The organism is Kitasatospora sp. NPDC008050 (assembly GCF_042957465.1).
Classification (GTDB): domain Bacteria; phylum Actinomycetota; class Actinomycetes; order Streptomycetales; family Streptomycetaceae; genus Kitasatospora.
Map to the genome: position 1 here is coordinate 179643 of NZ_JBIBIJ010000005.1, position 14616 is coordinate 194258.

The following is a 14616-nucleotide window of genomic DNA, read 5'->3' on the forward strand; positions in this document are numbered from 1 at the left end:
CCGGGCGTGCGGTCAGCCGGTCGGTGGCGTCGTGGGCGCCTGGACGGCCGCGCCGCCGGACTGGGCGACGGGGTTGAAGTTGTTGAGGACCGCGGTCAGCCGCTGCTGCGTCGCGACCCCGTCGGCGTCGGGGCCGGACGAGAGGATCGCGTAGCTGGTCCCGTCCGAGTCCCGGTACTCCTCGTCGATCACCGTGCGCTTGCCCGGGTTCGACCCGGACACCTGGGTGTAGCCCCACTCCAGCCGAGCCGCCTCATGACCGCGCACGGTGGTCTGGACCAGGCTCACCCGGTGGTAGTCCTTGGAGTTCTGCCGCAGCTGCGCCTCCATGCTCAGCATGTTGTCGTACGGCGCGACCGCGTCACCGACCGTGACCGCGAACTGGAGGAAGTGCCGCTTGTTGTCGGGGCTGTAGAAGATCTGGTTCTTGTCGTCCATGGTGCGCTGCCAGGAGCCGCCGTCCAGCGGCAACGGGAAGCGGAAGCCACTCGGATCGGTCTGCCACGCGTAGCCGGCCGGCGCCGGCCCGGAGAGCACGGCGGTGCCGGTGGGGGCGGTCGTGACCGGGCTGCTCGGGGAGGCACTGGGCGTGCTGCTCACCGACGTGGACGGGTCGGCCACCGGCGTGCCACGGTGCTCCAGCCGGACCACCCCGAAGGCCACCGCGCCGCTGACCACGGCCGCGGTCAGCCCGACCAGCGCCGTCCGCAGGCCCCGGCGACGACGGCGCGCGGGCGGGGCGGGCGCCTGCGCCGGGGCGGGGGCCGCGGCCGGGAGCGAGGTTGCCGTGGGGGTGTGCTGGACGACCGACGGGGTCTGCGCGACCGACGGGGTCTGCGCCGTCGCGGCGCCCTGGGCGACCGGCGGCTGCTGCCCGCTCGCCACCCAGGGCGTCGCGGGCTCCTCCTCGGCCGGCCGGCGGTCCACTATGGGCACCACCTGGGTGGGCACCCGCTGCAGCGGAGGCCGCACGGTGATCCCCAGGGTGTAGCCGGACTTCACCTCGCGCAGCATCTGCAGCGCCTCGTCCGCGCTCGGGCGGTCGTTCGCGTCCTTGGCCATCAGCGCGGCCAGCACCGGACCGAGCGCGCCCGCGTTGCGCGGCTCGGGCAGCGGCTCGGAGACCACGGCGGCCAGCGTGCTCAGCGGGTCGTAGCGGCGGAACGGCGACTGGCCCTCCACCGCGGTGTAGAGCGTGGCGCCCAGGCCCCACAGGTCCGAGGCCGGTCCGGGGCGCTCGCCCTGGGCGCGCTCGGGCGCCAGGTAGTCGGGCGAGCCGACCAGGTCGCCGGGGCGGGTCAGCTCGGAGGAGCCCTCGAACTTGGCGATGCCGAAGTCGAGCAGGACCACCCGGCCGGTGCCGTGCTCCAGCAGCACGTTGGCCGGCTTGACGTCCCGGTGCAGCACCCCGAGCTGGTGGCCCCGGTGCAGCGCGGCCAGCACCTGGGTGCCGACCTCGGCCGCCTCGCGCGGGGAGAGCGGGCCGTCCTGGGAGATCACGTCGGCCAGCGAGCGGCCGTCGATCAGCTCCATCACGATCCACGGCCGGCCACCCTGCTCCAGCACGTCGTGAATGGTGATCACACCGGCGTGCTTGATCCGGGCCGCGGCTCTGGCCTCCTGCTTCATCCGGGACTGAAGGATCGCCAGATCCTCCTCCGGCAGGTGGTCGACGGTCAGCTCCTTGACCGCCACCTCGCGGTCCAGCATCAGGTCCCGGGCGCGCCAGACCGTGCCCATGCCGCCACGACCGAGCCGATCCCCCAACTCGTAGCGCCCGGCCAGCATCCGTCGCGTCTCGGCGGCGGCGATCGGCTCGGCCCGCTCGGACTCGGTGGCAGCCCCCGCCTGCTCCTGTCCACTCACGGCGACCGCTCCCCCCTCGTCATTCGGTGCACCACGCATCTGATCACCGCTCGGACAATGTTCCGATCCCAGCCTAGGCGTCTATTCCTAAGACGTTCATCGCGACCCGGCCACGTGACCGGGCTGTGATGTCCAGGGCCCCGCCGACCGCCTCGCCGTCACCCGGCGAAGACCACCACGGCCGCGATTCCCAGCACCATCGCGGCCAGCACCCCGCCCACCAGCACCACCGGCAGCAGCCGCGAGGGCCGCCGGGCCGCGGCATGGGCGTGCCGGGCGGGCTCGGGTGCCACCTGCGCCGCGCTCTGCCCCCCGGCCTCGGCCGAAGGCGCTCCCCTGTGGCGCGGGCGCGGCACCAGCGGCCAGGCCGGGCGCGGCACCGGCAGTGCCTGGGCGGGCTCGACGGCCTGCAGCGGCTCGGGCGCGTGCGCCAGCAGCTCGGCCAGCCAGCGCCCGGCCTCCTCGGCCGTGGGCCGCTCGGCCGGGTCGGCGGCCAGCAGCCGGTCCACCAGCGGGGCGAGCGGACCGCACCCCCCGCTGGTGGACCGCTGCCCCGCCCGCACGGCCGCGAAGAGCGCGGTGGGGGTCGCCTCGGGGAACGGGCCCTGTCCGGTCAGCACCCGCTGGAGCAGCACCCCCAGCGCCCACAGGTCCGCCTCGGGTCCCGCGGCGGCGCCCTGCCCCAGCAGTTCGGGGCGCAGCAGTTCGGGCGACCAGCGCTCGGCCCGGGTGCCGACCAGCCCGGCGCGTGCCTGCGCCCAGCGCCGCCCGTCGGTACCGGAGAGCCCGCGGGCCAGCGCCTCCTCGGCCGCCGCGCCCGCCTGGCCGCCGAGCAGCGCGGCTCCGTCCGCGCAGATCAGCACCTGCTCGGCCACCACCTGACCGTGTGCCAGACCCGCCCGGTGCACCGCGCCCAGCCCGCTCACCAGATCGGCGGCGAGCTCGGCGGCCCGGTAGGGCTCCAGCGGGCCTTCCTGGAGCAGCTCGGACAGCTCGACCGCCACCGGCTGCTCGCCCACCACCCAGACCAGGCCGTCCTCCGCGAGCACCTCGAAGACCTGCCGCAGCCTGGCGTGCTCGGGCGTCCTGGCGAGGACCGCGCGCACGGCGGCCAGCACCTCGGCGGGATCGAGCCAGCGGCTGGCCTCGAAATCGGCGCTGCCGGCCAGCTCGGGCACCAGCACCTCGGGCAGTTCCAGCGCCTCCAGCAGCACCGGGACGCCGCTGCGCAGGTCGGTGGCGAGTCGGCGCGGGCCGGCCGTCCCGTCCTGCGGGGCGCGGTCCGTCACCTCGTACCGGGCGGCCACCGTCTGGCCAGGGCCAGCTCGCATGGGCGGCCCCCTCTCTCGTTATGGCGCAGGCTCGAAGGTCTGGAACGCGTTGTTCCGGGCGTCGCTGTTCGCGGGGCTGTTCCAGTCGCTGTCGTTCGCGGTCCAGTAGAGCGCATAACCATGACGGCCGGTGACGAAGCCGCGGTTCAACGAGTGCTGCTTGGTGTCCGAGCCGAAGGTCCACTCCCAGTCGGCGGCGTTGCTCCAGCTGCGGTAGCCGATCCCCGCCAGCTGGACCCGCTGGTAGTTGCTGAGGCCGGGCGCGACCTGCCTCTCCTCCGACTGCCAGTTGGCGAGGGCGCTGGCGCCCGGCGAGTCGGTCCAATCGATCTGCAGGCGCAGGCCGTTGCCGTCGAAGACCTGGCTGTTCTGCTTCGAGGCGCCCGTGTCGTGGGCGAGCCAGGCGGGCAGCTGGATGGAGAAGCCGGAGGGGTCGGTGTAGAGGGAGTAGCCGGCCGGCACGCTGGGGCTCGGCGAACCGCTGGGCGATCCGCTGGGCGATCCGCTCGGTGAGCTGTTCGCCGAACCGCTCGGCGCGGCGCCGTTCGCGGCGGTCGAGGGCGTCGGCGTGGTGGACGCGGCGGGTGAACCGGCCGGGCTGTCCGGAGCCGCCGGCGGCGTGGCGGCATTGGTGGCGGGCGTGCTGCCGGCCGGGGCCGCGCCCGCGGGGGTGCCCGTACCGGCGCCGGCGGAGGTGTGCGACACGGCGGAGCCCGTGCCGGTGCCGGAGCCGCCGGTACCGGCTGCCGGAGCGGCGGCCGCGCCCTTCTTGGCCGTCGAGCCGCCCGACCCCACCGCCAGCCAGACGCCGCCCGCTATCAGCAGCAGCACCAGCACCACGGCGACCAGCAGCTGCCGGCGCCGCGACCAGCGCGCGGCCGCACCCAGCGTGCCGCTGCGCGACCAGCCGCCGTCGCCCGCACCGGCGGCCGCGGCGACCGGCTCCGGCGCGGCCGGGGCCTCGGCGCGGGGGGCGGGTGCGGCTGCGGCGCTCTCGCCGGCCGGCACCCGGCTGCCCACCCGCACGGTGCTCAGCCCGGGCCGCAGGCCCGGCTTGCGCTTCGCCGCTGCGGCCGGCTTGCCCGCAGCGTCGGCCGCTGCGACTTCCGATGCCGCCTCGGCCTTCTCCGGCGCGTTCTTCTCCTCGGCGTTCTTCCCTCCGGGGTCCTTCCCTCCGGGGCCCTTCCCTCCGGCCTTCTTCCCCCCGGGCGTCCTGCCCTTGCTCTCCGCCGGCCCCTTCGCCGTGGCGAGGTCGATCTTGGTCAACTCCGCAGCCGGCACCGCCGCCTGGGTGGTCGACTCGGCCCGCGTGGTCGACTCCGCCACGATCCGCTTGAGCATCGAGCGGGTGGTCGAGGCGTCCAGCCGCTTCTCGGGGTCCTTGTCCAGCAGGCCCTCGATCACCGGCCGCAGCGGCCCGGCGTTGGCCGGCGCCGGCAGCTCCTCGGTCATCACCGCGGTGAGCGTGGCCAGCGCGGATCCCCGGTCGTAGGGCGGCTTGCCCTCCAGCATCGCGTACAGCGTGCCGCCCAGCGACCACAGGTCGGCCGGCGGTCCCGGCTTCTGCCCGCGGGCCCGCTCCGGCGAGATGTACGAGGGCGCGCCGACCAGCATGCCGGTGGAGGTGACCGAACTGTCGCCCTCCACGCTGGCGATGCCGAAGTCGGTCAGCACCACCCGGCCGTCCTCGCCGATCAGCACGTTGGACGGCTTGACGTCACGGTGCAGGATGCCCTGGCTGTGCGCGGCCCCGAGCACACCGAGCAGTTCGAGCGCGATCTCGGCGGCGCGGGCCGGCGTCACCGGACCGTCCTCCTTGACGACCTCCGCGAGCGAGCGGCCGTCGACCAGCTCCATCACGATCCAGGGCCGGTCGTCCTCCTCGACCACGTCGAAGACGGTGACGGCGGCGGTGTGCCGGATCCGCGCGGTGGCCTTGGCCTCCCGCAGCGTCCGGACGATCAGGCGGTGGCGTTCGTCGTCGTCGACGCCGCCGTGCATCCGCAGTTCCTTCACCGCGACTATCCGGCCCAGCATTTCGTCCTCGGCGCGCCAGACGGTCCCCATGCCGCCGCTGCCGAGGACCGACTCGAGCCGATAGCGATCGGCCAGGACGCGTCCGGAATTGCCCTGCGGCTGGGTCATTCGGGCGTTCCCCCATGTGCTGCTGCCGGTCAGGTGACGGACCGTCGGGTCGCTGCGCGCACCGGTGTGACGGCCAAGCCTCCATCATCCCCTGTGCCCCTGACTACTGTTCACTCGACCCCTGGAATGGTCAGCGGCTGACTTGAATCAGGTGTCGCCCGACGCGAAGCCGCTGCTAGCGTTCGCCCCCGTCGCATCCGCTCCACTCCTGGGGAAGCTCCATGACCGCGCCCGAGCCACCGCTGCCCCAGCCGCATCAACAGCCACAGCAGCCACACCCGTTCTCCGCGCAGCCACCCGCCTTCGACCAGTCGGTGCCCTACGGATACGCACCGATCGCCGCCGCGCCGCCACGGCCCGGCCGGCTCGGCGCCGGGCTCGCAGCCGGACTCACCGCCGGGCTCACCGCCGGGCTCGTCGCCACGCTCGCGAGCGCGCTGGCCTACGGCTTCGTCATGAAGGCGGCCGACGGGCAGTGGAGCTGGTTCGCCCTCGCACTCGCCCTGGCGATCGCCCTCGGGCTCGGCCGGTTCGGCGGCCGTCACCCGGCGCTGCCGGTACTGGGTGCGCTGTTCTCGCTGCTCGGGGTCTTCCTCGGCCAGCTCTTCTTCATCTACCTGGTGCTGCACCAGCAGTACGGGCTGGGCCCCACCGACGTGTTCGGCTCGGATCTCGGCGACACCCTGTCCGGCTGGCGCAGCCTGCTGGACGCCAAGGACCTGCTCTTCTACGGCATCGCCGGCGCCGAGGGCTTCGTCTTCACCCGGCGCTTCGGCCGGGGCTGAACGCGCAGCGGGGCCGGGCGAACCGCCCGGCCCCGCTGTCGACCCGCGGTCAGCGGTGGCTGACCGTCACCTCGACCCGCTGGAACTCCTTGAGCTCCGAGTACCCGGTGGTGGCCATCGCCCGGCGCAGCGCGCCGAACAGGTTCATGGTGCCGTCGGGGGTGTGCGAGGGACCGGTGAGGATCTCCTCGGTGTTGCCGACGGTGCCCAGGTCCACCCGCTTGCCGCGCGGCAGCTCCTCGTGCACCGCCTCCATGCCCCAGTGGAAGCCCTTGCCCGGCGCGTCGGTGGCCCGCGCCAGCGCGGCGCCGATCATCACCGCGTCCGCGCCGCAGGCCACCGCCTTGGCGATGTCGCCGCTGTAGCCGACGCCGCCGTCCGCGATCACGTGCACGTAGCGGCCGCCGGACTCGTCCATGTAGTCGCGGCGCGCGGCGGCCACGTCCGCGACGGCGGTGGCCATCGGGACCTGGATGCCCAGCACGTTGCGGGTGGTGTGCGCGGCGCCGCCGCCGAAGCCGACCAGCACGCCGGCCGCGCCGGTGCGCATCAGGTGCAGCGCCGCGGTGTAGGTGGCGCAGCCGCCGACGATCACCGGGACGTCCAGCTCGTAGATGAACTGCTTGAGGTTCAGCGGCTCGGCCGCACCCGAGACGTGCTCGGCGGAGACCGTGGTGCCGCGGATCACGAAGACGTCCACGCCCGCGTCCACGACCGCCTTGGAGAACTCGGCGGTGCGCTGCGGCGAGAGCGCGGCGGCGGTCACCACGCCGGACTCGCGCACCTCGCGGATCCGCCGGCCGATCAGCTCGGCCTGGATCGGCGCGGCGTAGATCTCCTGCAGGCGGCGGGTGGCGGCGGCCTCGTCGCTGATGGCGGCGATCTCGTCCAGCAGCGGCTGCGGGTCCTCGTAGCGGGTCCACAGGCCTTCGAGGTTCAGCACCCCGAGGCCGCCCAGCCGGCCGATCGCGATGGCCTGCGCGGGCGAGACCACGCTGTCCATCGGGGCCGCCAGGAACGGCAGCTCGAAGCGGTAGGCGTCGATCTGCCAGGCGATCGAGACCTCCTTCGGGTCCCGGGTCCGGCGGCTGGGGACGACGGCGATGTCGTCGAAGGAGTACGCCCGCCGGCCGCGCTTGCCTCGCCCGATCTCGATCTCAGTCACTTCGAGCCTCTCTGCTTCTTGCTGCTCACGATCGCCCCCAGTATCCCGGACGCCCGGCCCCGCACGCACAAAGGCCCGCCACCCGGCTCGGGTGGCGGGCCTTCGCCGTGGTCAGCGGCTGGTGTAGTTCGGCGCCTCGACGGTCATCTGGATGTCGTGCGGGTGGCTCTCCTTGAGCCCCGCCGAGGTGATCCGGACGAACCGGCCCTTGCTCTCCATCTCGGCGACGGTGGCGGCACCCACGTAGCCCATGGTCTGCCGCAGACCGCCGACCAGCTGGTAGAGCACGGCGGACAGCGGGCCCCGGTAGGGCACCTGGCCCTCGATGCCCTCGGCGATCAGCTTCTCGTCGGAGGTGACCTCGCCCTGGAAGTAGCGGTCCTTGGAGAAGGACTTCGCCTGGCCGCGGGACTGCATGGCGCCCAGCGAGCCCATGCCGCGGTAGGACTTGAACTGCTTGCCGTTGATGAACAGCAGCTCGCCCGGCGACTCCTCGCAGCCGGCCAGCAGCGAGCCGAGCATCACCGTGTCGGCACCGGCGGCCAGCGCCTTGCCGATGTCACCGGAGTACTGCAGGCCGCCGTCGCCGATCACCGGCACGCCGGCCGCCTGGCACGCCACCGCGGCCTCGTAGATCGCGGTGACCTGCGGGACGCCGATGCCGGCCACCACGCGGGTGGTGCAGATCGAGCCGGGGCCGACGCCGACCTTGACGCCGTCCACGCCCGCGTCGATCAGCGCCTGGGCGCCGTCCCGGGTGGCCACGTTGCCGCCGACCACGTCGACGGCGACGGCGGACTTGATCTTGGCGATCCAGTCCAGCGCGTTGCGGCTGTGGCCGTGCGAGGTGTCCACCACCAGGAAGTCGACACCGGCCGCGACCAGGGCCTGCGCCCGGTCGAAGGCCTCGGCGCTGGCGCCGACCGCGGCACCGACCAGCAGTCGGCCCTCGGCGTCCTTGGCGGCGTTCGGGTACTTCTCGGCCTTGACGAAGTCCTTGACCGTGATCAGGCCCTTGATCCGGCCCTCGTCGTCGACCAGCGGGAGCTTCTCGATCTTGTGCCGGCGCAGCAGGCCGATCGCGTCCTCGCCGGAGATCCCGACCTTGCCGGTGATCAGCGGCATCGGGGTCATGATCTCGCGGACCTGGCGGCTGCGGTCCGACTCGAAGGCCATGTCACGGTTGGTGACGATGCCCAGCAGCTTGCCGTCCGGGTCGGCGATCGGCACGCCGCTGATCCGGAACTTGGCACAGAGCGCGTCGGCCTCGGCCAGCGTGGTCTCGGGGCCCACCGTGATCGGGTCGGTGACCATGCCGGACTCGGAACGCTTGACCAGGTCGACCTGGTTGGCCTGGTCCTCGATCGACAGGTTGCGGTGCAGCACGCCGACGCCGCCCTGGCGCGCCATCGCGATGGCCATCCGGGCCTCGGTCACCTTGTCCATCGCGGCGGAGAGCAGCGGGATGTTCACCCGGACATTGCGCGAGACCCGGGACGCGGTGTCCACCTGGTTCGGCAGCACGGCGGATTCCCCGGGCAGCAGCAGGACGTCGTCGTACGTGAGCCCGAGCATCGCGAACTTCTCGGGTACGCCTGCGGCGTTAAGAGACATGGTGGGGGCTACCTTCCCGTGGCCGGCCGGTCGATCGGATGCGCCCTACGGAGGGTCGGGGGCGCAGGAGTCGCTCTGCCGGGTGGCTGGGCCGTGGTGACGGCCTCCTCACACCCGCGCGCTCACCGGCACCGGCCAGGACACCAGAAGCAACCGTTTGGAGGAACATCCAAGAAAGGACCGCCCGCCCGCGCGGATCTTTGGCAACCTGTCCAGGCGCCGATACCCCATGGTACTGGTGCGGCGAATGTCGGCGTCGCGCCCCCTTGACAGCAGCTGGGCATGGTGAGCTATTCCACAACCGCGCAGGCCCGCGCCGTGCCGGTCCGGGCGCCTGGCGGCGCCCTCGGCAGCGGCCCTAGGCCGACTCCTCCGCGAGCGCCCGCAGCCGGCTCAGCGCCCGGTGCTGGGCGACCCGGACCGCGCCGGGCGACATCCCCAGCATCTCGCCGGTCTCCTCGGCCGACAGCCCGGCCGCGATCCGCAGCAGCACCAGCTCGCGCTGACGGGCCGGCAGGTTGGAGAGCAGCTCGCGCATCCAGGCCGCGTCGCTGCTGAGCAGCGCCCGCTCCTCGGGGCCGAGCGCCTCGTCCGGCACCTCGGGCAGGTCGTCCGGCGGGATCACCGTCGAGCCGGGTCCGCGCATCGCGGCCCGCTGCAGGTCGGCGATCTTGTGCGCGGCGATGCTGTAGACGAAGGCCTCGAACGGGCGCCCCTCGTCCCGGTAGCGGGGCAGCGCGCAGAGCACCGCGACGCAGACCTCCTGCGCCACGTCGTCCACGTGGTGCCGGGCACCGCCGGGCAGCCGCACCAGGCGGCCGCGGCAGTACCGCAGCACCAGCGGATGGACGTATGCCAACAGAGCGTCGGTGGCCGGGCCTTCACCGCGGACCGCGGCCGAGACCAGCTCGGCCACCAGCGGCGATGTGCCGGTGTGCGACGACCTGCGGCCGCGGGCCCCGGAGTTGTCGGGGACGGCAGCGGCCGGTGCTTCCTCGCCGGAGTCGGTGGCCTCGTCGTCGCGCATCGGTCCATGGTGCCTGGTCACATCGGAAAACCTCGCACCGCGTCCGGACTTGTGCACCGGAACGTTATCCGCCACCGAGCCACCCCCGCTCCCACCGTCGCCGTGCTCCACTCCTCCATGGTGCAGCCTGACGGGCCGAAGGTCCTATGCCGCGCCCGAGGAAAAGCGAGCGCGCCCCTCCCTCCGTCCAGGGGAGGAAGGGGCGCGGCAGCGGCCGGTGGACCTTCAGCGGACCAGGCCCCAGCGGAAGCCGAGCGCCACCGCGTGGGCGCGGTCCGAGGCGCCGAGCTTCTTGAACAGCCGCCTGGCGTGCGTCTTCACGGTGTCCTCGGAGAGGAAGAGCTCGCGGCCGATCTCGGCGTTGCTCCGCCCGTGGCTCATGCCTTCGAGCACCTGGATCTCACGGGCCGTCAGGGTGGGGGCCGCCCCCATGTCCGGGCTGCGCAGCCGGCGCGGCGCCAGTCGCCAGGTCGGATCGGCCAGCGCCTGGGTCACGGTGGCCCGCAGTTCGGCCCGCGAGGCGTCCTTGTGCAGGTAGCCGCGCGCCCCGGCGGCCACCGCGAGCGCGACGCCGTCGAGGTCCTCGGCGACCGTGAGCATGATGATCCGGGCCCCCGGGTCCGCGGACAGCAGCCGCCGCACGGTCTCCACCCCGCCCAGTCCGGGCATCCGGACATCCATCAGGACGAGGTCGGAGCGGTCGGCCACCCAGCGGCGGAGGACCTCCTCACCGTTCGTCGCCGTTGTCACCCGGTCGACACCCGGCACGGTCGCCACCGCGCGGCGCAGCGCCTCCCGGGCAAGCGGTGAATCGTCGCAAACGAGAACGGAAGTCATGACCGTCCTCCGCTGATCCGCGTCACGTTGAGCCTCCTGGCTGGTACGAACACTCTCCGCACTTCCAACGACCGTCACCCGAATGAGTTACGGCCTTCAGGGCCATCTCCACCACTGTACGTGGCCAACCCATTACGGATCAGCCGCATCGCGGGGCAAACGCCGCTCTTTTGTGCTCGGCACGCACATCCGGCGCGCGCCGCGCACGCCGGAGTACGGCCTGGCGGCAGCCCGGGACCGGGCGGCGCCGACACACCGGTCCACCCGATTGCCACAGCGGACGCGATCGCTTTCCGGCGCCCTTCGTCCGTTTTTAGGGCTTTTGTACGATCATTGACTGTTGTGTAACTCTGTGGGTGACTTGTCCCACAGCTTGCCGTAAGTCATATTTCCAGGTGTCCATCCCGGCGCCTCGAAGCCTCGCCGAACGGCTGTCGGACGACTCGAAGGGAACGAGCCATGGCCGATTTCTCCCGACTCCCCGGTCCGAACGCGGATCTGTGGGACTGGCAGCTTTCCGCCGCCTGCCGCGGCGTGGACAGTTCGCTCTTCTTCCACCCCGAAGGGGAGCGCGGCGCGGCGCGCAGTTCGCGTGAGCAGAGCGCCAAGGAGGTCTGCATGCGCTGCCCGGTACGGACCGAGTGCGCGGCGCACGCACTGGCGGTCCGGGAGCCGTACGGCGTCTGGGGCGGCCTGACCGAGGACGAACGCGAGGAACTTCAGGGACGCGCGCGCAACCGGCTGATCGAGGTGCCACTGACCGCCCCTCAGTAACTGCCGATCAGCAGCCGCCGAGCGGAGGAAACGTTTCTTCGCTCACTTGTCGCTCACCCGGGCACTCGTCGCTCACCCGGCCCCGGCCTTCATCGAAGCACCCGCCGGCCCAGCCCTCGGCATCCCTTCAGCGACCGGCCGCCACCATGGCGAGCCGGTCGAGCATGAGCGCGACGGCCGGCACCTCGGCCAGGTCGGGCAGGGTGAGCGCCACCACCTCGCGCACCGCGGGTCCGCCGAAGGCCGCGTGCACCGGGACCGCGGCCACCGCGTCGTGCCGCACCGCCGTCAGCGCCAGGCTCGGCAGCACCGCGACCCCCAGCCCCGCGGCGACCAGGCCCACCACCGCCGGGTAGTCGTCGGTCGCGAAGTCGATCCGGGGCGCGAACCCCGCACCCGCGCAGAGTTCCACCAGATGCCCGCGGCACTGCGGGCAGCCCGCGATCCACTGCTCCTCGGCCAGCTCGGACAGCTCGACCGGGTGCCCCTCGCCGCGGCCGGCCAGCGGGTGGTCCACCGGCAGCAGGCCGACCAGCGGATCCGCCAGCAGCGGGCGGGCCACCAGGTCGGCCCAGTCCCCCGCGGCGGCCGTCTCGGCCGCGGCCAGGACCGCGGCGGCCCGATCGGCCCGGGAGGTGCTGTGCGCGGGGCCGGCGGCCAAGGCGGCCGCCGGCTCGGCCGGCAGCGGGCTCGCGGCCTGATCCGGGTAGCGGAAGGCCAGCGCGATCTCGCACTCGCCACCGCGCAGCATCGCCAGCGACTCCGGCGGCTCGGCCTCCACCAGCGACACGCGCACCCCCGGATGGGCGTCGCGCAGTCGGGCGACGGCGGGCGGCACCAGGGTGGAACTCGCCGTCGGGAACGAGACCAGCCGCACCCGCCCGGCCCGCAGCCCGGCGATGGCGGCCACCTCCTGCTCGGCGGCCGACAGCCCGGCCAGGATCCCCGCGGCGTGCTTGAGCAGCACCTCGCCGGCCTCGCTCAGCTGCACCCCGCGCCCGGAGCGGGCCACCAGCGGCAGGCCCACCGCCTTCTCCAGCGCCTTCATCTGCTGGCTGACCGCCGGCTGGGTGCACCCCAGCTCACGCGAGGCGGCGGAGAAGGAGCCGGTGCGGGCGACCGCGCGCAGGACACGGAGATGACGAGCCTCGATCATGCGCCAACCGTACGCCGCGCCGCTGCCGCGCCCGAACGCCTGAGGCCCGGCCACCGCCACGGGAACGCCTGAGGCCCGGTCGCCCCCGTCGAGCGGGGGTGACCGGGCCTCATGAGAGGGGTGGCGCGCTCAGCGGCGCGCTACCGGCTCGGGTCAGTGCGAGTGACCGTGGCCGCCGTGCGAGTGACCGGCGCCCGCCTCCTCCTCGGCCGGCTTCTCCACCACGAGGGTCTCGGTGGTGAGCAGCAGCGAGGCGATCGAGGCGGCGTTCTCCAGGGCGGAGCGGGTGACCTTGACCGGGTCGATGACGCCGGCCTTCACCAGGTCGCCGTACTCGCCGGTGGCGGCGTTGAAGCCCTGGTTGCCGTCCAGCTCGGCGACCTTGGAGGTGATGACGTAGCCCTCCAGGCCGGCGTTCTGAGCGATCCAGCGCAGCGGCTCGGCGAGCGCCTTGCGGACCACGGCGACACCGGTGGCCTCGTCGCCCGACAGGCCCAGGCCGCCGTCCAGCACCTTCTGCGCGTGCACCAGGGAGGTGCCACCGCCGGCGACGATGCCCTCCTCGACCGCGGCGCGGGTCGCCGAGATGGCGTCCTCCAGGCGGTGCTTGCGCTCCTTGAGCTCCACCTCGGTGGCGGCGCCGACCTTGATCACGCAGACGCCGCCGGCCAGCTTGGCCAGGCGCTCCTGCAGCTTCTCGCGGTCCCAGTCCGAGTCGGTGTTGGCGATCTCGGCCTTGATCTGGGCCACCCGGCCGGCCACGGCCTCGCTGTCACCGGCACCGTCGACGACCGTGGTCTCGTCCTTGGTGATGGTCACGCGGCGGGCGGAGCCCAGCACCTCCAGGCCGGCCTGGTCGAGCTTGAGGCCGACCTCCTCGGAGATGACGGTGGCACCGGTCAGGGTGGCCAGGTCGCCCAGGATGGCCTTGCGGCGGTCGCCGAAGCCCGGGGCCTTGACGGCCACCGCGTTGAAGGTGCCGCGGATCTTGTTCACCACGAGGGTGGAGAGCGCCTCGCCGTCCACGTCCTCGGCGATGATCAGCAGCGGCTTGGAGGCACCGCCCTGCAGGATCTTCTCCAGCAGCGGGAGCAGCTCCTGGATGGAGGAGATCTTGCCCTGGTTGATCAGGATGTACGGGTCCTCCAGGACCGCCTCCTGACGCTCCTGGTCGGTGACGAAGTACGGCGACAGGTAGCCCTTGTCGAACTGCATGCCCTCGGTGAAGTCCAGCTCCACGCCGAAGGCGTTCGACTCCTCGACGGTGATGACACCGTCCTTGCCGACCTTGTCGATGGCCTCGGCGATGAGCTCGCCGACCTGCGGGTCCTGCGCGGAGAGGGAGGCGACGGCGGCGATGTCGTCCTTGCCCTCGATCTCGCGGGCCACCGAGAGCAGGTGCTCGGTGACGGCGGCGACGGCCTTGTCGATGCCCTTCTTCAGGGCGGCCGGGCCGGCACCGGCGGCGACGTTGCGCAGACCCTCGTTGACCAGGGCCTGGGCCAGCACGGTGGCGGTGGTGGTGCCGTCACCCGCGACGTCGTTGGTCTTGGTGGCGACCTCCTTGACGAGCTGCGCGCCAAGGTTCTCGTACGGGTCGTCGAGCTCGACCTCACGGGCGATGGTGACACCGTCGTTGGTGATGGTCGGGGCGCCGAACTTCTTGTCGATGACGACGTTGCGACCCTTGGGACCGATGGTCACCTTGACGGTGTCGGCCAGCTTGTTCACACCGCGCTCGAGCGAGCGGCGGGCGTCCTCGTCGAACTGCAGGATCTTCGCCATGATTCCGTTTCCTCGGGATGTCTGCGTTACGTGACGTCAGGTGGACCAACAGCCGCGCCCCGGGCCCCTGTCTTGAGCCCCTGCGGCAGTTGCCGGGAGGGAGACACGGATCCGGGGCGGGGCCAGAGGAC

The 14616-nt window shown here is 73.0% G+C and carries 11 protein-coding genes; 2 read left to right on the forward strand and 9 right to left on the reverse strand.

Going from position 1 to position 14616, the window contains the following annotated elements; genetic code table 11:
- Positions 1-12: 12 nt before the first annotated feature.
- The 3 genes from ACFZB9_RS12175 to ACFZB9_RS12185 all read right to left on the reverse strand — a co-directional run bounded on the left by ACFZB9_RS12175 (position 13) and on the right by ACFZB9_RS12185 (position 5342).
- Positions 13-1866 (reverse strand): serine/threonine-protein kinase, encoded by a 1854-nt coding sequence (locus ACFZB9_RS12175; RefSeq protein ID WP_391446204.1) that lies wholly within the window; start codon positions 1864-1866, stop codon positions 13-15.
- A 158-nt stretch (positions 1867-2024) separates the two neighbouring features.
- Positions 2025-3197: a protein kinase gene (locus tag ACFZB9_RS12180; RefSeq protein ID WP_391446206.1), complete on the reverse strand. Its 1173-nt coding sequence runs from the start codon at positions 3195-3197 to the stop codon at positions 2025-2027.
- Between the two features lie 18 nt (positions 3198-3215).
- Positions 3216-5342: a serine/threonine-protein kinase gene (locus tag ACFZB9_RS12185; RefSeq protein WP_391446208.1), complete on the reverse strand. Its 2127-nt coding sequence runs from the start codon at positions 5340-5342 to the stop codon at positions 3216-3218.
- A gap of 221 nt (positions 5343-5563) precedes the next feature.
- On the opposite strand from ACFZB9_RS12185, the gene ACFZB9_RS12190 reads away from it, so the two are divergent.
- On the forward strand, positions 5564-6127 hold the full coding sequence (locus tag ACFZB9_RS12190) for a hypothetical protein (RefSeq protein WP_391446210.1): 564 nt from the start codon (positions 5564-5566) through the stop codon (positions 6125-6127).
- 49 nt (positions 6128-6176) lie between these two features.
- On the opposite strand, the gene ACFZB9_RS12195 is transcribed toward ACFZB9_RS12190, so the two are convergent.
- The 4 genes from ACFZB9_RS12195 to ACFZB9_RS12210 all read right to left on the reverse strand — a co-directional run bounded on the left by ACFZB9_RS12195 (position 6177) and on the right by ACFZB9_RS12210 (position 10770).
- On the reverse strand, positions 6177-7292 hold the full coding sequence (locus ACFZB9_RS12195) for a GuaB3 family IMP dehydrogenase-related protein (protein ID WP_391446212.1): 1116 nt from the start codon (positions 7290-7292) through the stop codon (positions 6177-6179).
- A gap of 111 nt (positions 7293-7403) precedes the next feature.
- A complete protein-coding gene (gene guaB, locus ACFZB9_RS12200; protein ID WP_391446214.1) occupies positions 7404-8906 on the reverse strand; it encodes an IMP dehydrogenase in 1503 nt (500 codons plus the stop codon).
- A 358-nt stretch (positions 8907-9264) separates the two neighbouring features.
- The gene (gene shbA / locus ACFZB9_RS12205) at positions 9265-9933 is read right to left on the reverse strand and encodes an RNA polymerase sigma factor ShbA (RefSeq protein WP_391446216.1); all 669 of its coding nucleotides are present in this window, start codon (positions 9931-9933) and stop codon (positions 9265-9267) included.
- 225 nt (positions 9934-10158) lie between these two features.
- A complete protein-coding gene (locus tag ACFZB9_RS12210; protein WP_014136228.1) occupies positions 10159-10770 on the reverse strand; it encodes a response regulator transcription factor in 612 nt (203 codons plus the stop codon).
- 459 nt (positions 10771-11229) lie between these two features.
- Between ACFZB9_RS12210 and ACFZB9_RS12215 the strand changes: the two genes are divergently transcribed.
- Positions 11230-11544 (forward strand): WhiB family transcriptional regulator, encoded by a 315-nt coding sequence (locus ACFZB9_RS12215; RefSeq protein WP_391446217.1) that lies wholly within the window; start codon positions 11230-11232, stop codon positions 11542-11544.
- A 127-nt stretch (positions 11545-11671) separates the two neighbouring features.
- Here the strand turns inward: ACFZB9_RS12215 and ACFZB9_RS12220 are convergent, their stop codons facing one another.
- Positions 11672-12700: a LysR substrate-binding domain-containing protein gene (locus ACFZB9_RS12220; protein ID WP_391446218.1), complete on the reverse strand. Its 1029-nt coding sequence runs from the start codon at positions 12698-12700 to the stop codon at positions 11672-11674.
- Positions 12701-12853: 153 nt separating this feature from the next.
- Positions 12854-14485 (reverse strand): chaperonin GroEL, encoded by a 1632-nt coding sequence (gene groL / locus ACFZB9_RS12225; protein ID WP_391446220.1) that lies wholly within the window; start codon positions 14483-14485, stop codon positions 12854-12856.
- Positions 14486-14616 lie beyond the last annotated feature (131 nt).